Raw genomic sequence first — 22209 nt, 5'->3', positions numbered from 1 at the left:
AACGGGCCGGCCGGGTGCGACCTGCACCCTGGCCGGCCATCGCTCCCCGATGCCAGGAATCCGATGTCCGCAACCACCCCGGCGTCCATGACGCCTCCGCTGCCCCCTGTCGTTCCCTCTTCACCGCGCGCGCCGGGTTCTCCGCTCGCGGGGTTCTTCATCGATCTGGGCATCGGCGCAGCGGTCCTGCTGTCGCTGAGCCTGATCGGCGGGCTGGTGTGGGGGCTGTATCGCGGCGCGATCGTGGGTTACCAGGCCGCCCGCGACGGCGCGGACGCCTCCGCCGTGGCGGATCTTGCCCAACAGCTGGGCCAACCGGGTGCACTCGCCCAGATCCTGATGGCACTGGGCGCCACCGGTGGCGCGGCGCTGGTGCTGTACTTCTTCCGTCGCCGGGCCACGCCCGCCGAACGTGCGCTGTCCTTGCAGGCCGCGCGTCGCCCCTCGACCTGGGGTTGGACGTTGCTGGTCGCCACCGCGGTGATCATCGGCAGCAACCTGATCGCCTGGCTGGCCAAACAGGCCGGCATCGAGCCGGTGCCAACCAACCTCGCGCTGATGGAACAGGCGATCACGCGCTTCCCCTGGTTCCTCGCGCTGTTTGCCGTCGTGCTCGCGCCGGCCTACGAAGAGCTGCTGTTCCGCCGTGTCCTGTTCGGTCGCCTGTGGCAGGCCGGCCGACCGGTGCTGGGCATCGTCCTGAGCAGCCTGGCCTTCGCCCTCGTGCATGAAATCCCCGGCACCAGTGCCAACGGCCCGTGGGAAATCGCCCAGCTGTGGCTGGTCTACGGCAGCATGGGCGCCGCCTTCGCCTGGTTGTACCAGCGCACCGGAACCCTGTGGGCCCCGATCGTCGCACATGGGTTGAACAACGGCATCGCGCTGGTCGCGCTGATGTTCCTGGGCATCCACTGATCACTGCGCGGCTTGACGAAAATTTACGTCGCCGCGTTCCACACTGCGCACATGAACACGGGGGATCGCACATGAAACCAGTACTGTTGGGAATTGCCATCGCCATGCTGGTGAGCGCGTGCGCCACCACGACGTCGCCGACCGGCCGCCGCCAGATGGTCGGCGGGGTGTCGCAGGCCGAACTGGATCAGCTCGGCGCGCAGGCGTTCACCGAAACCAAGTCCAAAGGCACGCTCAGCAAGGATCCGAAGCAGACGGCCTACGTGCAGTGCGTGGTGAACGCGCTGGTCGCCCAGCTGCCCCAACAGTACCGTGGCGTACGGTGGGAAACAGCGCTGATGGTCGACAAGGAACCCAACGCCTTCGCCCTGCCCGGCGGCAAGGTCGGGGTCAACACCGGCATCTTCAGCGTCGCCAAGAACCAGGATCAGCTGGCCGCGGTGATCGGGCATGAGATCGGGCACGTCATCTCCCGCCACCACGAAGAACGCATCACCCGGCAGATGGGCGCGCAGACCGGCCTGTCGGTGCTCGGTGCCCTCGCCGGCGCGGCGTACGGTGAGGGGGCGGCCAGCACGGTCAACCAGCTCGGTGGCGCTGGCGCCCAGGCAGCCTTCCTGCTGCCGGGGTCGCGCACCCAGGAAAGCGAGGCCGATATCGTCGGCCAGCGGCTGATGGCCGAGGCCGGTTTCAACCCGGCGCAGGCGGTCGATCTGTGGCAGAACATGATGGCGGCCAGTGGCGGCCGGTCACCGCAGTGGCTGTCCACCCACCCCGATCCGGCCAACCGCATCCGCGAACTGCAGCGGGACGCGCCGTCCCTGAGTGGTGTATACCAACAGGCTCAGGCGGCCGGACGGCGGCCGAAGTGCGGTTGACGCCCCCGTATACGACCAAAAGATGCTGTATTGCAGCATCGGAAACGATTTCTCACGCCATCAGTTTCTGATACGTTTGGCGGCTCAGATTTTTCTGACAGTCCGTTTTGATGCCGCTGCGGCGGTTCGATCGAGGTGAAAGATGATTTTCAGCAACCACAAGCAAGCCGTCCTTTCCGTCCTCATCGCGACCGCTGTAAGTGGCGCCATGATCACCGATGCCTTTGCCCAGGCGCGCTCTTCGGAGCGCGGTGCCCGCGGTGGGAAGAAGCAGGCCAAGGCCGAAGTGCTCTACCCGAACGCAACCCGCCAGGAGCCGGAGCAGAAGTCCTCGGCCAAGGTCGGCCCGAAGCTGCAGAAGCTGATTGACAGCTACAACGATCAGAAGTTCCCGGAAACCCGCGCGCAGGCCGAAGAGATCCTGGCCAACCCGGCCGCAAACAACTACGACAAGTCGCTCGCCGCGCAGCTGGCCTCGCAGGCCGCCTACCAGCTCGACGACAGCGCCGCCGCCAAGAAGTACCTCGAGCAGGTGCTGCAGCTCGGTGGGCTGGACAACAACGGCCACTACCAGTCGATGCTGATGCTCGGCCAGCTGCAGCTGCAGGACGACCAGACCAACGAAGGCCTGGCCACGCTGGACAAGTACTTCGCCGAGACCAAGTCGAACAAGCCCGAAGAGCTGATCGCCAAGGGCCAGGCGCTGTACCAGGCCGAGCGTTACGCCGAGGCCATCCCGGTGCTGCAGCAGGCCATCGCCGGCTCGCCGGAGCCGAAGGACAGCTGGAACCAGCTGCTGATGGCTGCCATGGCCGAAGGCGGCCAGACCGGTGAAGCGGTCAAGCAGGCCGAGGCCCTGGCCGCCAAGAACCCGAACGACAAGAAAGCCCAGCTGAACCTGGCCAGCATGTACATGCAGGCCGACCAGATGGACCAGGCTGGCGCTGTCATGGCCAAGCTGTACGCCGCCGGCCAGCTGACCGACGAGCGCGAGTACAAGCAGCTGTACTCGATCTACGCCAACAGCGAGAACAAAGAAAAGGAACTCATTGCCGTTATCAATGATGGCCTGCAGAAAAACATCCTGAAGCCGGATTATCAGGTATACCTGGCACTGGCCCAGGCGTACTACTACTCCGACCCGCAGCAGACGGACAAGGCGATCGAGGCGTGGCAGAAGGCTGCCCCGCTTTCCAAGGACGGCGAGACCTACCTGAATCTGGCACGCGTGCTGCATTCGGAAGGTCGCATTCCGGAGGCCAAGCAGGCCGCCCAGCAAGCGCTGGCGAAGGGTGTGAAGAACCAGGCGGATGCCAAGAAAATCATCAACCTGAAGTAAGTAGGAATAACGCCTGAATGCCTGCAGAAGTGATGCGCAGGCGCTCAGGATTGGTATAAGCTTGGAGGTTCCTGCGGTGTCATGCACCGCTGATCATGGGCTACCTGTCCCCGGGTATCCCGGCCCCACTAATGAGCTCTTGGCGCATGACGGAACAACTAGTCGTTCACAGGTACGAACAACGCGATGACACCGGCCTCTCCTGGCCGCGTATCGTGGGTATCGCTTTTGTAATCGCACTGCATCTCGCCGCCTTCATGATGCTTCTGATCCCGGCTGTGGCTCCCAAGGCCGTGGCGGAGAAAGAACGCAACATCATGGTGACCCTGGTCGACGCTCCGCCGCCGCCCCCACCGCCGCCGCCGCCGCCGCCGCCGGATGACACTCCGCCGCCGCCGGTAAAGAACCTGTCGCCGCCGAAGCCGTCCCCGGTTCCGCCGCCGCCGCAGGCTCCTGTGGTCGATATCCCGGACCCGCGTCCGACCGACATCGTCACGCCGCCTTCGCCGCCGTCGCCGCCGCAGCCCCCGAGCACCATCGAGGCAAGCGTCGACATCTCGTCGAAGAACATGAACCCCCCGCGTTACCCGCCGGCCGCGTTCCGTGCTGGTATCCAGGGTGAAGTCATCCTGATCATTGACGTCGATGCCAATGGCAACGTCACCAATGTGTCGGTCGAGAAGTCCAGCCGTAACCGTGACCTCGATCGCGCCGCCATGGAAGCAGCTCGCAAATGGAGCTTCCGTTCCGCGGAATCGGGCGGGAAGAAGGTCGCAGGTCGCGTTCGCGTCCCGGTCAACTTTGCGCTGAACTGATAGTGGCCGGTGGCCCGCCGGCCACCGCCTCTAGCGGTTATTTCTAGCAATACCCTTTATCACCACACACAACAAAGGTAAGCGTCATGCTGCAGGAACTTTTCATCGCCGCTGCTGCCGGGGGCAACTCCAACGCCCTGTCGCAGATGGGCTTCGAGCACCTGATCCACGAGATGACCACCCAGCCGGGTGACTTCGCCGTCTCCTGGATCGTGCTGCTGACCCTGGTCATCATGTCCGCCATGTCCTGGTACTGGACCGTCATCAACATCTTCCGCGCTACCCGCCTGAAGGCTGCTGCCGACAAGGTCACCAGCCTGTTCTGGGATACCCCGAACGCCCAGGACGCCATCCGTGCCATGGAAGAACAGCCGGCTTCGGAGCCCTTCTCCAAGATCGCTCTGGACGCTGCACAGGCTGCTGCGCACCACCAGCGTTCGGAAGGCGGCACCTCGGGTGGCCTGGGTGAGAACCTGAGCCGTTCGGAGTTCGTCGATCGCGCCCTGCGTCAGGCCGTGACCCGCGAAAGCAACAACCTGCAGTCGGGCATGACCCTGCTGGCCACCGTCGGCGCGACCGCTCCGTTCGTGGGTCTGCTGGGTACCGTGTGGGGCATCTACGGCGCGCTGATCAAGATCGGTGCTACCGGTTCCGCCTCGATCGACGCCGTTGCCGGCCCGGTGGGTGAAGCACTGATCATGACCGCCATCGGTCTGTTCGTGGCTATCCCGGCCGTGTTCGCCTTCAACTTCTTCAGCAAGATCAACAGCGCCACGATCAGCAAGTTCGATACGTTCGCTCACGACCTGCACGACTTCTTCGCCACCGGTTCGCGCGTTCGCTAATAGCGACGCGCGTCACCCAGCGAGAACGTAGTCAACACGATCTAGACGGAGCCCGTTATGGCTTTCAGTAGTGGTAACAGCGGCGGCCCCATGGCCGACATCAACGTTACGCCCCTCGTGGACGTGATGCTGGTGCTGCTGATCATCTTCATCATCACGGCGCCCCTGATGTCCCACAAGGTCAAGGTGGATCTGCCTGAGGCCAACCTGGTGCAGAATCCGGAAGACGCTGAAAAGCGGGCGAGCCCGATCACCTTGGCAGTCAAGGAAGACGGCTCGATCTACTGGAACGACGAGGAAATCGACAAGCAGACGCTCGAGTCGCGCTTGGCGACCGCCGCCCAGCAGACCCCGCAGCCGCCGTTGAACCTGCGTGGTGACCGCACCACCAAGATGCGCGTCATCAACGAGATGACGAAGATCGCGCAGGAACAGGGCATGCTCGACGTGGGCTTCGTCGCCACCAAAGAGAAGGGGCAGTAAGCCATGGCATTCAGTACTGGTGGTAGCCGCGGCCCCATGGCCGACATCAACGTCACGCCCCTCGTGGACGTGATGCTGGTGCTCCTGATCATCTTCATCGTCACCGCGCCGATCATGACGTACCCGATCGCCGTTGACCTGCCGCAGCGCGTGCTCAACCCACCCCCGGTGACCGTTGAGCCGCCGCCGCCGATCGAGCTGAAGGTGGACGCCAGCAATCAGGTGTCCTGGAACAACAGCCCGGTGGCAGTGGCCGAACTGCAGCAGCGTATGGAGCAGGAAGTCCAGCGTGATCCGACCAACCAGCCGGAACTGCGCATCGATGCCAGCCCGGACTCCGAGTACGACGTGATGGCCAAGGTGTTGGCTGCCGCGAAGAATGCTCAGATGAAGAAGATCGGCTTCGTGCAGCAGTAATACGCAAGACGCAGTCATGACGCGACTGGAAAACGCCCCTGGAAACAGGGGCGTTTTTTTTGTGCCGCCGGCCGTGGATACGCGCCAGCGGCGCGCCGCCCGCTATCATCCGGCCATGCTCGCAACCTTCGACGTCTTCGGGGACTGGCTCGATGCCATCCCCCACCTGCGCCCCATGCTGGTGGCCGCCTACATTCTCTATCTGCTGTGGCTGATCGGCTGGATCATGCTGCAGAAGCGCGAGCCGGTCGCCACGCTGAGCTGGATCCTCTCGCTGGCCGCCCTGCCCTATCTGGGCCTCTTCATTTATTACCTGCTCGGCCCGCAGAAGGTGAAACGGCAGCGCCTGCGCCGTGGCCGTTCGCGCTCCGGCATGGAGCACTACAGCAGCGTCTGCCCCCCCGATGCCGACTGCACCGAGCTGGCCAAGATCGCCCAGGCCACCACCGGCCTGTCGCCGAGCTCGGCCACCGAAGTGGAGTGGCTGGTCGATGGTGCGGCCACCTACAGCGCGCTGCTCGCCGCGGTGGCCACGGCCAAGGATCATCTGCACCTGGAGTACTACATTTTCAATCCGGACCACGCCGGCACCGCGCTGCGCGATGCGCTGACCGAGCGTGCGGCGGCCGGCGTGCGCGTGCGCCTGCTGCTGGATGCGGTCGGCTCGTCGTCCCTTCGCAAGCGCTTCCTGCAGCCGCTGCTGGATGCCGGTGCCGAAGTGGTCTGGTTCCATCCGCGGCAGCTGCTCAAGCCCTTCAAGCGGCCGTGGTTGAATCTGCGCACGCACCGCAAGCTGGTCATCATCGACGGCCTGCAGGCATTCACTGGTGGCATCAACATCACGGACGAGGAAGACGAGAGCGTCCGCGCGGATGCATATCGCGATCTGCACATGCGGCTGCGGGGCCACGTGGTGCGCAGCCTGCAGCTGGTCTTCATCGAGGACTGGATCTACGCCACCGGTCAGGAGCCGGCGCGCTTCAACATTGCCCAGCTGTGGCCGGAAACCATGCCCAGCCGCAGCGAGGGCAGCATTAATGCGCAGGTGCTGGTGTCCGGCCCGGATTCGTCGTGGGAGACCATCCATCGCCTGCATGTCGCGGCGATCCACGAAGCGAAGGAGCGGGTCTGGCTGGTCACGCCCTACTTCGTTCCCGGCGAGGCCGCGCGCATGGCGCTCACCTCGGCCGCGCTCGGCGGCCTGGACGTGCGGCTGCTGGTGCCCAAGATGAGCGACTCCTGGTTCGTCACCCAGGCCGCGCGCTCCTACTTCGACGAGCTGCTGCAGGCAGGCGTCAAGATCTACGAGTACGGCCCGCGCATGTTGCACACCAAGGCCTTCATCGCCGATGACGACGTGTGCATCGTCGGCAGTGCCAACTTCGACCACCGCAGTTTCCGGCTCAACTTCGAGCTCTCGATGATGATCAGCGACACCGGCCGCGTTGCGGCGCTGGCCGAGATCCTGCTGGCCGAGTACAGCAGCGCCGCGCCGGTCTACAACGACCGCCAGCGTTCGCTGTGGCGGCACCGTGTGCCCGAGGCGTTCGCCCGCCTGGCCTCGCCGCTGCTGTAGCCACTGCTCCCCGTGGAACCGCACCCGGCGCCAGCGCTACACTGGCCCGGTCAATCGGGGAGAACGACATGTACTGGCTGTTTCTGCTGTTCGCGCTGGCCTGTTTCGGCATGGCGCTCAAGACCCCCCACATGGGGCTGATGGCGCTGTCGCTGCTGGGCACCCTGGTGTTCCTGCTGGCGTGGGTCCGCGGCCTCTACGTGGCCCGCTTCGGCGATGTGCAGGCCACCCGCGCGGCCATCACCGATCCCAACGAACTCCGTCGGCTGCGGGAGCTCGCCCTCCAGGCGCGCACCCCGACCGCTCAGGGTGAATCCGACCCTACGTAGTGCCATGACCCAACTCAGCGTCAACGTGAACAAGATCGCCGTCCTGCGCAACTCGCGCGGCGGTGCGGACCCGGACGTGCTGCAGGCCGCCCGCGCCTGCCTGGACGCCGGCGCGCACGGCATCACCGTGCACCCGCGCCCGGACCGTCGCCACATCCACGCCGAGGACGTGCTCGCGCTGTCCGCATTGACGACCGAGCGCGGCGTGGAGTTCAACATCGAGGGCAACCCGTTCGCGCCCCCGCGTGACGGCTACCCCGGGCTGCTGCCGCTGTGCGCGCAGACCCGCCCCGCCCAGGCCACCCTGGTGCCGGATGGCGACGGCCAGCTGACCTCCGACCACGGCGTCGACTTCGGTCGCGATGCGGAGCGCCTGCGCCCGCTGATCGCCGAGCTGAAGACGTATGGCTGCCGCGTCAGCCTGTTCGTGGACGCGGGCAATCCCGACATCGCCCAGGCCGCGGCCATCGGTGCCGACCGCGTGGAGCTCTACACCGGCCCCTACGCCGAGGCGCATGCCGCCGGCGACGCCACGGCCATGCTGGCGCTGTTCGCGGATGCGGCCCGCCGCGCGCAGGCGGCCGGCCTGGGCGTCAACGCCGGGCATGACCTGTCGCAGGACAACCTGGCGGCGTTCCTGCAGGCGGTGCCCGACGTGCTGGAGGTCTCGATCGGCCACGCCCTGATCAGCGAGGCGCTGTACGCCGGGCTGGACGCCACGGTGAAGGGGTATCTGCGGCTGCTCTGATGCGGCGCGCATCCCCCGCCGCATAAGTCCCCCGCATCCGGTAGGAGCCGACCGTTGGTCGGCTCAGCCGCCTGGTGGCATGACACGCCAGGCACCCGCCCTGCCCCTGTGGATAATTTTGGGGATCAAATCGGTCCCCACCCCCGGCGACCCTTGCACGGCGCGGGTTTCACTTTCAATTATCCCTGTGGTTAGTAATACTACTAACCATGGAAATCTCCTATCTCCGCCGTTCCGACGCCACGACGTCTCATTCCCTGAGACCTCGCGGCGATAGCCTTTGACCATGGGTATTGCGATCAAAGGCCGGGGTTCCAGCACGCACCTGGCGGGCCGCTTCGAGGTCACCGTCAGCGAAGCGATGGACGACGGCTGGGCGCCGGACGAGAGCGAGGAGTTTGCCGCACCGCGCCTGCGCACCGAAGTGCGCGCCGAGACTGCGCGCAGCATCATCAGCCGCAACAAGTCGCCGGACGTCGGTTTCAGCCAGTCGGTCAATCCGTACCGCGGTTGCGAACATGGCTGTTCCTACTGCTTTGCCCGGCCCTCGCACGCCTATCTCAATCTCTCGCCGGGGCTGGACTTCGAGACCAAGCTGTTCGCCAAGACCAATGCGCCGCAGCTGCTGCGCAAGGAGTTCTCGCGGCCCGGGTACGTGCCCCAGCCGATCGCGCTGGGCATCAATACCGATGCCTACCAGCCGATCGAGCGCAAGCTCAAACTGACGCGCCAGCTGATCGAGGTGATGCTGGAAACCCAGCATCCCTTCTCGTTGATCACCAAGAATGCGCTGGTCGAGCGCGACATCGACCTGCTTGCGCCGCTGGCCGAAAAGCACCTGGTCAGCGTGCACTTCTCGGTGACCTCGCTGGATCCGCACCTGTCCGCCAAGCTGGAACCCCGTGCGTCGGCCCCGCATGCACGGCTGCGCGCGATGCGTCGCCTGAGCGATGCCGGTATCCCGGTCGGGGTGATGGTCGCGCCGGTGATCCCGTGGATCAACGATGCCGAACTGGAAGCCGTGCTCGAGGCCGCCCACGATGCCGGTGCCTCCACCGCCGGCTACGTGCTGCTGCGCCTGCCGCTGGAAGTGGCGCCGCTGTTCCGCGATTGGCTCGACACCCACCATCCGGACCGCGCCACGCACGTGATGAGCACCATCAACCAGCTGCGCGGCGGCAAGGACTACAACAGCCAGTTCGGCACGCGCATGCGCGGTGAAGGCGTGTACGCGGATCTGCTGTCCAACCGCTTCAAGCTGGCCCGCAAGCGCCTGGGCTTCGACGCGCAGAACAGCCACTGGCCGAAACTGGACTGCACCCGCTTCCTGCGGCCGCTGCCGCCGCGGGTGGACTCACCCCAAGGCTCGCTGTTCTGACCAGCGCCCTGATGGACTTTGGGACGCGCGCGCCCAACAATCGGGTCCAGGCACCGCGCCGCGGTGGTCTGACGTCCACATCGGATATCCAGGGGGAACCCCATGTCATCGGCAGCCACCTCGGCCGCGTCCAACGCGGCCAGCATCGCGATCAATGCCGCCATCACCGCAGCGGTGCAGCAGCAGCGCGACGCATTGATCGCACACTTCACCGGCCATCAGGCGCTGTCTCCGCAGAGCGCGATCGCGGCCGACACCATCGACACTGCATTGCAGGTACCGCTCAAGTACTACCGCGACAACGGCGTCATCCGCGACGCGGGCGCTGATCGTCTCTATCTGGATCTGGACGTGTTGGCCGGACTGAAGGCCAAGGCGAAGCGCACCGGGCGCACTGTGCTGATCACGGTGATGGTGTTGGCGGTGGTGGTGGTTGTCGGCGCTGTGTTGCTGGTGCTGGCGCGCTGATCAATTCCCACCAAACAACTTCTGCGCACTCTGGAAAAGAATCCAGCTCGTCGCAATGAACTTGTCCCCACCCTGCGGCCGGTTGCCCCGATGCGTGTGGGTGAACGCGGTCGGTGCGATCAACAGGCTGCCCGTGCGCGGCGCGACCTTGCGGCCCTGGAACAGGAACTCGGTTTCGCCGGCGTCGAAGTCGTCGTTGAGGTAGAGCGTCCACAGCAGGTGGCGGTGCAGCGTTTCGCCGGCCGGATCGCGTGGATACAGTTCGCAGTGCCAGTACGGATAGCCGCCCTCGCCCGCTGCATACCATTGCAGATTGATGGCACCGGGCCGCAGGCAGGTGCGGGCCAGGTCGGATAGCGTGGCGTCGTCCATGTCGGGGAAATCCTCGGCCGCCAACCGGCGCGGCTGGCCCTGGCTGTCCTGGATCTGCAACATCAACGGCGAGATCAGGGCCTGTGGATAACGGCGTAGATAAGTCAGCAAACCCTTGAAAACCGCCTGCTGCAGCACCGCTTCCGCCTGCCGCCACTCGGGGCGCCCGCTGATGCGCAGATCCTTGCTGTGCTTGAGTTCCGGGAACACACCGCTGCCCACCTCGCCCGGCTTCAACTGCGCACTGGATCGCATCTGGGCCTGCAGGGCCGCGCAGACCTCGTTGGGGACGGCGTTGTGGATTACTTCGATGAAATCGAGCGGCGCGTCGGCAGTCATGGGGTCGTCCGTGGGCACGAGTGGCCGATGGTGACCGCTGCCGTGGCCGATGTCACGCCGTTCCCACGTAATAACAGGGCTGACCGATCGGCCAGCCCTGTGTAGGAAATCAACCCGCCGCGCTGTCGTGTTCGCGGTGGTAACGGGTGGCTTCTTCCACCTCGTTGCGCGAGCCGAGGAACACCGGCACGCGCTGGTGCAACTGGTCGGGCTGGATGTCGAGGATGCGTTCGCGGCCGGTGGTGGCAGCGCCGCCGGCCTGCTCGACCAGCAGGCCCATCGGGTTGGCTTCGTACATCAGGCGCAGCTTGCCGGCCTTGGACGGATCCTTCTTGTCCCACGGATAGATGAAGATGCCGCCGCGGGTCAGGATGCGATGCACGTCGGCGACCATGCTGGCAATCCAGCGCATGTTGAAGTTCTTGCCGCGCGCGCCTTCCTTGCCGGCCAGCAGGTCCTGCACGTAAGCCTGCATCGGGGTTTCCCAATGCCGCTGGTTGGACATGTTGATCGCGAATTCCTGGGTGTCCGCCGGGATCTGCATGTCCGGCGTGGTCAGCACGAACTCGCCCTTCTCGCGGTCCAGGGTGAACGCGTGCGTGCCGTGGCCAACGGTGAGCACCATCTGCGTGCTCGGCCCGTAGATGCAGTAGCCGGCCGCAACCTGCGCAGTGCCCGGCTGCAGGAAGCTGGCATCGTTGGGCTGCTCGGTGCCCGGCGGGCAGCGCAGCACCGAGAAGATGGTGCCGACCGACACGTTGACGTCGATGTTGGAGCTGCCATCGAGGGGGTCGAACAGCAGCAGGAAGTCACCGCGCGGGTAGGTGTCGGGCACCGGCTGGCAGTGATCCATCTCTTCCGAGGCGCAGGCGGCCAGGTGGCCGCCCCAGGCGTTGGCTTCCAGCAGGATCTCGTTGCTGATCACGTCCAGCTTCTTCTGCGCCTCGCCCTGCACGTTGCCGGTACCGGCTTCGCCGAGCACACCGCCCAGCGCGCCCTTGCTGACCGCGATGGAGATGCTGGTGCAGGCGCGGGCGACGACAGCGATCAGCTGGCGCAGATCGGCGTTGATGCGGCCGGCATGTTGCTCTTCGATCAGATAGCGGGTCAGCGACGTCTGGGACATGGAATCAGGCGACCTTCAGAGGAGAAGCGCCTATTGTCGCCCTTCGCCGGAGCCATTACGAGGCGCGGACCGCCGTAACCGTTCCCACCGCGCGCAACGCGCTGCCGGCGCGGCAAAGAAAAACGGCCGCACAGGGCGGCCGTTCTACTTCACAGGGGCAATACTGCTCAGCCCTTGCTGACGGTCGCCACGGCCTTGGCCACGTACTCCAGGTTGCCCTGGTTGAGTGCGGCCACGCAGATGCGGCCGGTGCCGACGGCGTAGATCGCGAACTCGTCGCGCAGGCGGTCCACCTGGGCGCGGCTCAGGCCCGAGTACGAGAACATGCCGGCCTGGTCGTTGATGAAGGCGTACTCCGGTGCGCCGGCGGCGACCAGGTTCTCCACCAGGCCGTGGCGCAGGGCGTGGATGCGCTCACGCATCTCGGTCAGTTCCGCTTCCCACACCTGGCGCAGCTCGACGCTGTTGAGCACGCCGGCCACCAGTGCCGCACCGTGGTTGGACGGGCTCGAGTAGATCGTGCGGATGATGCGCTTGACCTGCGACTGCACGGCCTTGGCCGCGTTCGCGTCCGGGGCGACCACCGACAGCGCGCCAATGCGCTCGCCATACAGCGAGAACGACTTGGAGTACGAGTTGGCCACCACGAAGCTGTCGATGCCGGCCTCGGCGATGATGCGCACGGCGGCGCCGTCTTCGCTGATGCCCTTGTCGAAGCCCTGGTAGGCCATGTCGATGAACGGGAACAGCTGGCGGTCCTTCAGCAGCTCGGCCACCTGCTTCCACTGCGCGACGGTGAGGTCGGCACCGGTCGGGTTGTGGCAGCACGCGTGCAGCAGCACCACGGTGCCCGGCTGCAGCTTGCCGAGGTCGGCGAGCATGCCGTCGAAGTCCACGCCATGGGTGGCGGCATCGAAGTAGGTGTACTCGACCACGTCGAAGCCGGCCGCGCCGAACACCGCGCGATGGTTTTCCCAGCTCGGGTTGCTGATCGCGATGGTGGCGTGCGGCAGCAGCTTGTGCAGCAGGTCCGCGCCGACGCGCAGCGCACCGCTGCCGCCGATGGTCTGCGAGGTGGCCACGCGGCCGGCGGCCAGCAGCGGCGAATCCTTGCCGAAGACCAGCTCGCGGGTGGCCTGGTTGTAGGCCGGCAGGCCGTCGATCGGCAGGTAACCGCGCGGTTTGGCGTCAGTGGCCAGCTGCTGTTCGATCGTGTTCACGGCGCGGAGCAGCGGGATGCGGCCGCTCTCGTCGTAATAGATGCCCACGCCCAGGTTGACCTTGATCGGGCGGCTGTCGGCGTTGTAAGCCTCGGTCAGGCCCAGGATCGGGTCGCCTGGGACCAGTTCCACATTTGCAAAGAAGGACACGGCGGTACTCATTCGGATGACGGAAGGGGGAGGGTGGCGCGACGCGGATCTGGCGGCAGAATCATCCAAAACCGACCCATCGTAACAAAGCCCCGCCGAGGGCGCCGAGGCTGCCGTCACGTCCGCTTCCGTACCATGGCGTGCGGCACGCCCATTCACCGAGGATCCCGCCCCACATGCTCCGTCTTACCCCGCTGGCCCGCCACTGTGCGCTGGCCTCGGCCGTGTTGCTGCCATCGCTGGCGCAGGCCCAGAACACCCCCGCCCCGCCCGCGCCGGTCGAGCGGCTGCCCACCGTGCAGGTCCAGGCCGCGCGCGTGGCACAGGTGGCCGATATCGACCTGCCGGCCTCGCTGACCACGGTCTGGGTGGACGAGGACCGTACCGGGCCGCTGGCCCAGCTCTCCGAGGCGCTCAACGGCATTCCCGGGGTGGTTGCCCGCGATCGTCAGAACTACGCGCAGGACACCCAGCTCTCGATCCGCGGCTTCGGCGCGCGCTCGACCTTCGGCGTGCGCGGCGTGCGCGTGCTGGTGGACGGTGTACCGGCCACCATGCCCGACGGCCAGGGCCAGCTCTCCCACGCCAGCCTGCTCTCGGCGCAGCGCGTGGAAGTGCTGCGCGGGCCGTTCTCGGCGCTGTACGGCAACTCGTCCGGCGGCGTGGTCCAGGTCTGGAGCGCGGACGGCGCCGAAGGCGACCCATGGCGCCTGCGGGTGGATACCGGCAGCGACAACACCGTGAGCGCCGGCGCCCAGCTGCGCGGCGTGCAGGGGCCGATCCGCTACAACGTGGCCGCCAACCACTTCCACACTGATGGCTGGCGCGATCACAGCCAGGCCCGGCGCGAGTCGGTCAACGCCCGGCTCGGCACGGATGTCGGTGGCGGCCAGCTGGATCTGGTACTGAACTACTTCGATGCGCCCGACGCCCAGGATCCGCTCGGCCTGACCCGCGCCCAGGTGCGCGAGAACCCGCGCCAGGCCACCGCCGTGGCCACCCAGTACAACACCCGCAAATCCGTACGCCAGGCCCAGGCCGGGCTGGTGTTCACCCGAACGGAAGGCGCGCAGACCTGGCGCGCGATGGGCTATGCCGGTCAGCGTAGCGTGGAGCAGTACCTGGCGATCCCGCCGGGGCCGCAGATCAATTCGCCGCTGCATGCCGGCGGGGTGATCGACCTGGATGGGGCCTACGGCGGTGTCGACGCGCGCTGGGCCTGGCGGGGCGACTGGGCCGGGCGCCCGCTGGACGTGGTGATCGGCGCCAATGCCGACCGTCAGCAGCAGGATCGCAACGGGTACGAGAACTTCGTGGGCGACCAGGTGGGCATCAAAGGCCGCCTGCGCCGTGACCAGAGCGACCGGGTCGAGAACGTGGACCAGTTCGCCCAGGCGTGGTGGCAGTGGGCGCCGCGCTGGTCGTTGCTGCTCGGTGTGCGCCACAGCACGGTCCGCTTCCGTTCCAACGACCACTACATCACCGCCGGAAATCCGGACGACAGCGGCTCACGGCGTTATGAGGCGACCACGCCGGTGGCCGGGGTGGTGTTCCGCGCCAGCGATGCGTGGCGGCTGTACGCCTCGGCCGGCCGTGGCTTTGAAACCCCGACCTTCAACGAGCTGGGCTACCGCGCCGATGGCCAGGCCGGGCTGGCGCTGGATCTCTCGGCGGCCCGCAGCCGCAACCTGGAGGTCGGCAGCAAATGGCAGGGGCAGCGTGGCGCGCAGGTCGAGGCCGCGCTGTTCCGCGCCGATACCGATGACGAGCTGGCGGTGGCCAGCAACAGTGGCGGCCGCAGCACGTACCGCAACATCGGCCGCACCCGCCGCCAAGGCGCGGAGGCCAGCGTCGTGCAGCCGCTGGGCGCGCAGGCGGATCTGTCGCTGGCCTACACCTGGATCGAGGCCACCGTGCGCGACCCGTATGCGCTGTGCGCGGCCACCGGATGCAACACGGTGGCGGCCGGCTCACGCCTGCCGGGCGTGCCCAGGCAGCAGTGGAACGCGCGGGTGCAGTACCGGCCGGGTCCGTGGCAGTGGGCGGCCGAGGTCGTGGCCTCCAGCGACACCGTGGTCAACGATCTGGCCACCGACAGCGCACCGGGCTACGCGCTGCTGAATCTGGAACTGTCGCGGCGCTGGACCACCGCGCAGGGCACGCTGCGGGCCTTCGCGCGGATCGACAATGCGCTGGACCAGCGTTACATCGGCTCGGTGATCGTCAACGACGGCAACCAGCGCTTCTTCGAACCCGGCCCGGACCGCCGCTACAACGTGGGGTTGCAGTGGCAGTGGGCGCCGTGACCTAACGGGGCGGCTTGGCGGGCACGAACGGTGAGGTCGGGTCGCTCGCCGGGAAGGTCTCTTCCAGCGCCTCGTCCTGGTTGTCGCTGGCGTGTTCCTTGCGCTGGCGGCGCTGGTATTCATCTTCGCGGCGGTGATGACCGGCCGGGCCCTTCTCACCGGCGGCCGAATCCTTGCGGTCGCGCGGGACGGGGTCCGGGGTGACCGCCACCGGCAGGTGATCGGGTGTGTCGTCGGGCACGGACATGCCGGCGCCGCGGTCTTCGGCGTCCTGGTTGTCATGTTTGGCGCGCTGCTCGCCGGGGACCGGGGCGGTGGCGTCGCGCAGGGGATCGCGTGGCATGGGAGTTCTCCAGTAACGGTGCGCTCCACTACAGCGCGCGGCGGGTGAAGTCGCCGCGAATCCCGTCGCAGCAACGAATCTGTCACGGCTGGATAACGGCGGCGGGTCTATTCCTGCCTGCCCCACCGCTGTCGGAGTCGTGTCATGCCCCGCCTGGACCGCCGTGCCGCACCCGCGTTGTTCAACGCCTACCTGCAACCGGAACGGAGCGGGCGCCGTGCGCGGCGCGACCGCGCCGAGGACGCGCAGGCGATCGCACAGGACTACCTGCAGTACATGCGCAGCGATTACGAGCAGCGCCGCAGCCACGGCCGCCGCAGCTGGCGCGATCTCTACCCGGCCTATGCCTTCGCGCTGACCACGCACTACGCCGACTGGCCGCGCGGCGCCGATGACACCGATGGCGAGCTGGCCGAGCACTGGGAGCAGATGCGCGGCCAATCCCGGCTGGGCTGGCCGCAGGCGCGGGCGGTGGTCGAGGATGCCTGGCTGGCGCTGGACCACATGCCGGCGGCGGCGGTGCACGGCCTGCTGCAGTAGCAGTGCCGTGCAGCCGGCCTGCACAGGCCGGACACGGGCGTTTCACGTGCCGCGCGGTACAGCTGCCCTCCCTGTAGTGTTGGAGTGGTGCCACCATGGCCCGACCGATCTGGACCGGCACGCTGTCATTCGGGCTGCTCAATGTCCCGGTGTCGCTGATGTCCGGCGAACGCAACGTCGATCTGCACTTCCGGATGCTGGATTCGCGCGACCGCAAACCGATCCGCTTCGAGCGCGTCAACGCCGACACCGGCGAGGAAGTGCCGTGGAAGGACATCGTCAAAGCCTACGAATACGACAAGGGCAGCTACGTCGTGCTGGAACAAGACGATATCCGCTCGGCCGCGCCGGAAAGCCATGAGGCGGTCGAGGTGGAGACCTTCGTCGATGCCGGCACGATCGATCCGCGCTACTACGAGAAGCCCTACCTGCTGGTACCCGCCAAGAAGGCCGAGAAAGGCTACGTGCTGCTGCGCGAAACGTTGCGCAGCACCGGCAAGGTCGGCATCGCGCGGGTCGTGGTGCGCACCCGCGAGTATCTGTGCGCGGTGATGCCGCACGGCGATGCGCTGGTGCTGATGATCCTGCGCTATCCGCAGGAACTGGTGGACCCGGAAGACTACAAGCTGCCCAGTGGCAGCCTGTCCGAGTACCGCATCAACAGCAAGGAAACCGCCATGGCCGAGCAGCTGATCGAGTCGATGTCCGGCGAATGGAAGCCGGACGAGTACCACGATGAGTTCCGCGAGCGCCTGCACACGCTGCTGAAGAAGCGGATCAAGGCCAAGGGCGGCACCACCAAGGTGGAGGAAGAGCCGGTGCCGCGCGAGGATGATGCGACCAACGTGGTCGACTTCATGTCGCTGCTGCAGAAGAGCCTGGATGCCAAGAAGCGCACGCCGGCCGCAAGGAAGACACCGGCGAAGAAGGCCACGGCCAAGGTCGCCAAACCCACTGCCGCGAAGAAGGCGACCAAGACAGCGGGCAAGGCCGCCAAGAAGACCACCAAGCGCGCGCCCGCGCGCAAAGCCGGGTAAGCGCGCATGTCCCTCCAGGAATACCGCCGCAAACGCCGCTTCGACGGCACCCCCGAGCCGGACGCCGAGCGTCGCGGTGCACCGGCGCGGCGGCCGATCTTCGTCGTGCAGCTGCACCATGCCAGCTCGCGCCATTACGACTTCCGGCTGGAAGCCGACGGCGTGCTCAAGAGCTGGGCGGTGCCGAAGGGTCCTTCGCTGCGCGTGGGCGAGAAGCGGCTCGCGGTGGAGGTAGAGGACCATCCGCTGTCCTATGCCACGTTTGCCGGCGATATCCCCAGCGGTCATTACGGTGCGGGGCATGTGGATGTCTACGACCATGGTACCTGGGCCTGCGATGGCGATCCGCTGGAGGCGATCGCGGCTGGCAAGGTGGACTTCGTGCTGCACGGCGAGCGGCTGAAAGGCGGCTGGAAGCTGGTGCGCACCGCGATGAAGGGCAAGCAGCACCAGTGGCTGCTGATCAAACGCGATGACGATGAGGCGAGGGATATGGAGGCCGATGATCTGCTGGAGGCGCCGCCGACAGCGGCCACGCGCGCGGGCACGAAGAAGGCCGCCGCGGCCAACACGAAGAAGGCGGCCCCGGCAAAGAAGACCCCACCCGCCAAGCCCGTGAGGAACAGCGCCGCACGCAAGGCCGATGCGCGCTGGTCCAAACGCGCGCTCGCGCTTGAAGGCGCACGCGACAGGCCCTACCCGCACGATTTCAAGCCGCAGCTGACCGATCACCGTGTCAGCGCGCCGGATGGCGAGCAGTGGCTGCACGAGATCAAATGGGACGGCTACCGCCTGCTGGCCGATGTGCGCGAGGGCGTGGTGTCGCTGCGCTCGCGCGGTGGCCTCAACTGGACGGAGGATTTCCCGGAAGTGGTGCAGGCGATCGCGCGGCTGCCGGTGCGCGATCTGCGCCTGGACGGTGAGCTGGTGGTGCTGGATGCGCAGGGCCGCAGTGATTTCACCGCGTTGCAGAAGGTCATCGACGGCACCGCGAAACAGCCGCTGCGCTACGTGGTGTTCGACATGCCCGGCATCGCCGGGCTGGATGTCAGCCGCGGCCCCCTGCTGGAGCGCAAGGCGCTGCTCAAGCAGCTGCTGGGCAGCAGGCCGGGCACCCTGGCCTACAGCGACCATGTGCGCGACCACGGCCCGGCGGTGTTCGCCGCCAGTGGCGAAGCCGGCTTCGAAGGCATCATCAGCAAGCGGATCGACGCGCCCTACGTCAACGCGCGCTCGCGCGACTGGATCAAGATCAAGCACGAGAACACCGATGAGTTCCTCATTGTCGGCTACACCGAGCCCAAGGGATCGCGCAGTGGCTTCGGCTCGCTGCTGATGGCCTCGCCGGACAAGGGCGGGCTGCGTTATGTCGGCCGCGTCGGCACGGGTTTCGATGATGCGGCGCTGCGCGCGCTGACGAAGCAGCTGACGCCGCTGACCGTGAAGGACGCGGTGGTCGAGCTGCCCGCGCATGTGCCGTTCACCGCGCGCAGCGTGCACTGGGTGAAGCCGGTGCTGGTCGCGGAAGTCGCCTTCCGCGGCTGGGCCAAGGAAGGGTTGCTGCGCCAGGCCAGCTTCAAGCGCCTGCGCGAAGACAAACAGCCGAAGGATCTGGGCGTGGCAGCCAACGTCACCACCGCCGCTGCGTCCGCCCCTGCCCCGGCGGCGAAAACCAGCGGCCGGAAGACGGCCGCGGCTGCGCAGGAAGAGAGCACCGTGACGATCAGCCATCCCGAACGCGTGGTGTTCGCCAAGGCGAAGATCACCAAGGGCGAGGTGGCCGATTACTACCGCCGCATGGCGCGCTGGATCCTGCCCGAGGTCGCGCACCGTCCGCTGTCGGTGCTGCGCTGCCCGGACGGCGTGGACAAGCCCTGCTTCTTCCAGAAACACCACGGCACCGGGCTGGGCGGCGCGGTCAAGGCGATCCCGCTGGAACAGAAAAGCGGGCGCGAGGACTACCTCTACATCGAGGATGTGGAGGGGCTGCTGCAGCTGGTGCAGATGAACACCCTGGAGCTGCATCCCTGGGGCGCCACCGTCGATGACCCCGAACACCCGGACCGGCTGGTGTTCGACCTGGATCCGGGTCAAGGCGTGAACTGGACCCAGATCAAGGCCGCCGCACGCGACGTGCGTGCGCGCCTGCAGGAAGCCGGATTGGAGAGTTTCGTCCGGCTCTCCGGCGGCAAGGGCGTGCACGTGGTGGTGCCCTTGCAGCCCAAGGCCGACTGGGCGCAGGCCAAGGACTTCTGCGAAGCGTTCGCGCAGGCCATGGCCACCCAGGCACCGGACCGCTACGTGGCGACGATGAGCAAGGCCAAGCGCGATGGGGTGATCTTCATCGATTGGCTGCGCAATGCGCGCGGCGCCACCAGCGTGAGTTCGTGGTCGCTGCGGGCGCGGCCGGGTGCCGGCGTGGCGGTGCCCCTGCGCTGGGAAGAGCTGGGCCGCATCGCGGCGCCGGACGCCTTCCCGCTCGCGAAGGCGCTGCAGCGCGCGGAGCGGTTGAAGCAGGATCCGTGGGAAGGCATCGCGCAGGTGAAGCAGGTGCTGCCGGGCAGCTGATCAGGCGCGCCCTGGCCGGAACCGCGTGCCCAGCCACAGGCCCACGAATGCCTGCACCGGCAGCGACACCAACAGGATCACCACGAACCAGAACGGGAAATCGCTGCCGAAATCCCACGCGGTGTAGATCGATGCCGCCGCGATCACCGCCCACACCACGCCGCCGTGGCTACGCGGCCAGGTCGGTGCGTAGCGGCTGGCGAAGGCGATCGCGGCGATGCCGCTGAGGATCGTCCAGACCAGGTCCCAGGCCAGCTGCGGCTCGCCGCCCGGCGGAATGCGCAGCAACGGCACCAGCCAGGAACCGACGCTGTTGACCAGCACCATCACCGCGAACGCGAACACGACGGCGAGCACGGACAGTAACGGGTTTTTCAGGGCGGACCACACAGGCATGGCGGCGACATCACGGCGGGAGAGCCGCCATTATGGACGGGTTGCCGCGGCGTGTTTCAGACCCGGCCGGCCGCCTTGAGCTGGGCGAACTCGTCCTCGCTGAACAGCCGCGAGCGGACCAGGAAACGCACGCCCTCGCCGTTCTCCAGCGAGAACATGCCGCCGCGGCCGGGCACCACGTCGATGATCAGCTGGGTGTGCTTCCAGTACTCGAACTGCGAGGGGCTGATGTAGAACGGCGCGCCGCCGATCTCGCCCATGCGCACGTCCCGGTCGCCGACGATGAAATCGCCCTGGGCGAAACACATGGGCGAAGAGCCGTCGCAGCAGCCACCGGACTGGTGGAACAGCAGGTCGCCGTGGCGGGCCTGCAGTGTCTCGATCAACTGCAGTGCCGGGAGCGTGGCCATTACCTGGAGCGGAAGGTCGGTCATGATCGGGGCACCCTGGGCGCCGGCCAGTGGCCGGCAGGACGGAAGAACCGGCGCTGCCGTCCTGCTGCCACCGGGAGAGGGGAAGCGGCGCAGGACGGCAACGCGGCGCCGTTTACGCGCTCATGTCCAACACTACGCGGCCTTCGATCTTGCCGGCCTGCATGCGCGCGAAGATGTCGTTGATGTTCTCCAGCGAATCGCTGGTGACCGTGGCGGCCACTTTGCCCTGCTCGGCGAACTCCAGCGATTCCTGCAGGTCCAGGCGGGTGCCGACGATCGAGCCGCGCACGGTGATGCCGTTGAGCACCATGCCGAAGATGTCCAGCGGGAAGTTGCCCGGCGGCAGGCCGTTCAACGAGACCGTGCCACCGCGGCGGACCATGCCCAGTGCCTGCTCGAAGGCCTTCGGCGAAACGGCGGTGACCAGTGCGCCATGCGCACCGCCGATCTCCTTCTTCAGGAACGCGGCGGGATCGGTGTTGCGCGCGTTGACGGTGATCGTCGCGCCCAGCCGCTCGGCCAGGGCGAGCTTGCCATCGTCGATATCCACCGCGGCCACGTTCAGGCCCATCGCCTTGGCGTACTGCACGGCCATGTGGCCCAGCCCGCCGATGCCGGAAATCACCACCCACTGGCCGGGCTTGGTATCGGTGACCTTCAGGCCCTTGTAGACAGTGACGCCGGCGCACAGGATCGGCGCGACCTCGATGAAGCCCACGTTCTTGGGCAGCAGCCCGACATACGCCGCGTTGGCCAACGCGTACTCGGCGAAACCACCGTTCACCGAGTAACCGGTGTTCTGCTGCGCCTCGCACAGCGTTTCCCAGCCCCCCAGGCAGTGCTCGCAATAGCCACAGGCCGAGTACAGCCACGGGATGCCGACGCGGTCGCCTTCGCGGATATGGCTGACACCCGCACCCACCGCGACCACGTGGCCGACGCCCTCGTGGCCGGGAATGAACGGCGGGTTGGGCTTGACCGGCCAGTCACCGTCGACCGCGTGCAGGTCGGTGTGGCACACGCCACAGGCTTCGATCTTCACCAGGATGTCGCCCGGGCCGGGACGCGGCACCTCGACTTCCTCGATGCGCAACGGCTTTCCGAATTCGCGGACGACCGCGGCCTTCATGGTCTTGTTCATGCGTGGATCTCCGTGGATGGCCAATGACTGCACTGTGGCGCCGGCC

23 protein-coding genes are annotated in these 22209 nt (G+C 66.9%); 16 read left to right on the top strand and 7 right to left on the bottom strand.

The features are described 5' to 3' along the window. Positions 1-63: 63 nt before the first annotated feature. The 12 genes from HDC96_RS14755 to HDC96_RS14700 all read left to right on the top strand — a co-directional run bounded on the left by HDC96_RS14755 (position 64) and on the right by HDC96_RS14700 (position 10191). Positions 64-915 carry a CPBP family intramembrane glutamic endopeptidase gene (locus HDC96_RS14755; protein WP_179460657.1) on the top strand — a complete coding sequence of 284 codons (852 nt, stop codon included), beginning with the start codon at positions 64-66 and terminating at the stop codon, positions 913-915. Positions 916-986: 71 nt separating this feature from the next. After that, positions 987-1793: a M48 family metallopeptidase gene (locus tag HDC96_RS14750; protein WP_179460656.1), complete on the top strand. Its 807-nt coding sequence runs from the start codon at positions 987-989 to the stop codon at positions 1791-1793. A gap of 142 nt (positions 1794-1935) precedes the next feature. Next, positions 1936-3132 carry a tetratricopeptide repeat protein gene (locus HDC96_RS14745; protein ID WP_179460655.1) on the top strand — a complete coding sequence of 399 codons (1197 nt, stop codon included), beginning with the start codon at positions 1936-1938 and terminating at the stop codon, positions 3130-3132. A gap of 257 nt (positions 3133-3389) precedes the next feature. Next, complete coding sequence (locus tag HDC96_RS14740) at positions 3390-3947, top strand: energy transducer TonB (RefSeq protein WP_026069914.1); 558 nt, start codon at positions 3390-3392, stop codon at positions 3945-3947. A gap of 86 nt (positions 3948-4033) precedes the next feature. Next, a complete protein-coding gene (exbB, locus tag HDC96_RS14735) occupies positions 4034-4792 on the top strand; it encodes a TonB-system energizer ExbB (protein WP_179460654.1) in 759 nt (252 codons plus the stop codon). A 57-nt stretch (positions 4793-4849) separates the two neighbouring features. After that, positions 4850-5275, top strand: coding sequence for a biopolymer transporter ExbD (locus HDC96_RS14730; protein WP_176990753.1), 426 nt, complete (start codon positions 4850-4852; stop codon positions 5273-5275). A gap of 3 nt (positions 5276-5278) precedes the next feature. Continuing rightward, positions 5279-5692 carry a biopolymer transporter ExbD gene (locus HDC96_RS14725; protein ID WP_179460653.1) on the top strand — a complete coding sequence of 138 codons (414 nt, stop codon included), beginning with the start codon at positions 5279-5281 and terminating at the stop codon, positions 5690-5692. A gap of 115 nt (positions 5693-5807) precedes the next feature. Continuing rightward, positions 5808-7268: a cardiolipin synthase gene (cls, locus tag HDC96_RS14720; protein WP_179460652.1), complete on the top strand. Its 1461-nt coding sequence runs from the start codon at positions 5808-5810 to the stop codon at positions 7266-7268. A gap of 68 nt (positions 7269-7336) precedes the next feature. Continuing rightward, on the top strand, positions 7337-7597 hold the full coding sequence (locus HDC96_RS14715; protein WP_179460651.1) for a hypothetical protein: 261 nt from the start codon (positions 7337-7339) through the stop codon (positions 7595-7597). A gap of 4 nt (positions 7598-7601) precedes the next feature. Continuing rightward, positions 7602-8345, top strand: coding sequence for a pyridoxine 5'-phosphate synthase (locus HDC96_RS14710; protein ID WP_179460650.1), 744 nt, complete (start codon positions 7602-7604; stop codon positions 8343-8345). Between the two features lie 286 nt (positions 8346-8631). Then, a complete protein-coding gene (locus tag HDC96_RS14705) occupies positions 8632-9723 on the top strand; it encodes a PA0069 family radical SAM protein (RefSeq protein ID WP_179460649.1) in 1092 nt (363 codons plus the stop codon). Positions 9724-9825: 102 nt separating this feature from the next. After that, positions 9826-10191 (top strand): hypothetical protein, encoded by a 366-nt coding sequence (locus HDC96_RS14700; protein ID WP_179460648.1) that lies wholly within the window; start codon positions 9826-9828, stop codon positions 10189-10191. Here HDC96_RS14700 and HDC96_RS14695 read toward each other — a convergent pair whose 3' ends face one another. The 3 genes from HDC96_RS14695 to HDC96_RS14685 form a co-directional block, all read right to left on the bottom strand. Further along, the gene (locus HDC96_RS14695) at positions 10192-10902 is read right to left on the bottom strand and encodes a 2OG-Fe(II) oxygenase (RefSeq protein WP_179460647.1); all 711 of its coding nucleotides are present in this window, start codon (positions 10900-10902) and stop codon (positions 10192-10194) included. It abuts the gene before it with no gap. A 109-nt stretch (positions 10903-11011) separates the two neighbouring features. Then, a complete protein-coding gene (locus tag HDC96_RS14690; protein ID WP_179460646.1) occupies positions 11012-12028 on the bottom strand; it encodes a class 1 fructose-bisphosphatase in 1017 nt (338 codons plus the stop codon). Positions 12029-12195: 167 nt separating this feature from the next. Beyond that, positions 12196-13398 carry an amino acid aminotransferase gene (locus HDC96_RS14685; RefSeq protein ID WP_179460645.1) on the bottom strand — a complete coding sequence of 401 codons (1203 nt, stop codon included), beginning with the start codon at positions 13396-13398 and terminating at the stop codon, positions 12196-12198. 176 nt (positions 13399-13574) lie between these two features. On the opposite strand from HDC96_RS14685, the gene HDC96_RS14680 reads away from it, so the two are divergent. Further along, positions 13575-15704, top strand: a complete 2130-nt coding sequence (locus HDC96_RS14680; RefSeq protein WP_179460644.1) for a TonB-dependent receptor — start codon at positions 13575-13577, stop codon at positions 15702-15704. A 1-nt stretch (position 15705) separates the two neighbouring features. Here the strand turns inward: HDC96_RS14680 and HDC96_RS14675 are convergent, their stop codons facing one another. Beyond that, on the bottom strand, positions 15706-16047 hold the full coding sequence (locus HDC96_RS14675) for a hypothetical protein (protein ID WP_179460643.1): 342 nt from the start codon (positions 16045-16047) through the stop codon (positions 15706-15708). Positions 16048-16191: 144 nt separating this feature from the next. Here HDC96_RS14675 and HDC96_RS14670 point away from each other — a divergent pair, with 144 nt between their 5' ends. The 3 genes from HDC96_RS14670 (at position 16192) to ligD (ending at position 20192) form a co-directional block, all read left to right on the top strand. Further along, entirely contained in the window at positions 16192-16587 is a 396-nt protein-coding gene (locus HDC96_RS14670) for a hypothetical protein (protein ID WP_176990764.1), read from the top strand. 95 nt (positions 16588-16682) lie between these two features. Next, positions 16683-17624, top strand: a complete 942-nt coding sequence (locus HDC96_RS14665) for a Ku protein (RefSeq protein ID WP_179460642.1) — start codon at positions 16683-16685, stop codon at positions 17622-17624. 6 nt (positions 17625-17630) lie between these two features. Continuing rightward, the gene (ligD, locus tag HDC96_RS14660) at positions 17631-20192 is read left to right on the top strand and encodes a DNA ligase D (RefSeq protein WP_179460641.1); all 2562 of its coding nucleotides are present in this window, start codon (positions 17631-17633) and stop codon (positions 20190-20192) included. Here the strand turns inward: ligD and HDC96_RS14655 are convergent, their stop codons facing one another. The 3 genes from HDC96_RS14655 to adhP all read right to left on the bottom strand — a co-directional run bounded on the left by HDC96_RS14655 (position 20193) and on the right by adhP (position 22163). Further along, the gene (locus HDC96_RS14655) at positions 20193-20588 is read right to left on the bottom strand and encodes a hypothetical protein (protein WP_179460640.1); all 396 of its coding nucleotides are present in this window, start codon (positions 20586-20588) and stop codon (positions 20193-20195) included. A 56-nt stretch (positions 20589-20644) separates the two neighbouring features. Beyond that, entirely contained in the window at positions 20645-21022 is a 378-nt protein-coding gene (locus HDC96_RS14650; RefSeq protein ID WP_179460639.1) for a DUF779 domain-containing protein, read from the bottom strand. A gap of 112 nt (positions 21023-21134) precedes the next feature. After that, the gene (gene adhP, locus HDC96_RS14645; RefSeq protein ID WP_179460638.1) at positions 21135-22163 is read right to left on the bottom strand and encodes an alcohol dehydrogenase AdhP; all 1029 of its coding nucleotides are present in this window, start codon (positions 22161-22163) and stop codon (positions 21135-21137) included. Positions 22164-22209 lie beyond the last annotated feature (46 nt).

Origin of the sequence: Stenotrophomonas sp. JAI102 (assembly GCF_013409105.1) — a bacterium.
Classification (GTDB): Bacteria; Pseudomonadota; Gammaproteobacteria; order Xanthomonadales; family Xanthomonadaceae; genus Stenotrophomonas; species Stenotrophomonas maltophilia_AA.
Note: the sequence above shows the minus strand (reverse complement) of the source record. Positions and strands in the feature narration are given on the sequence as shown.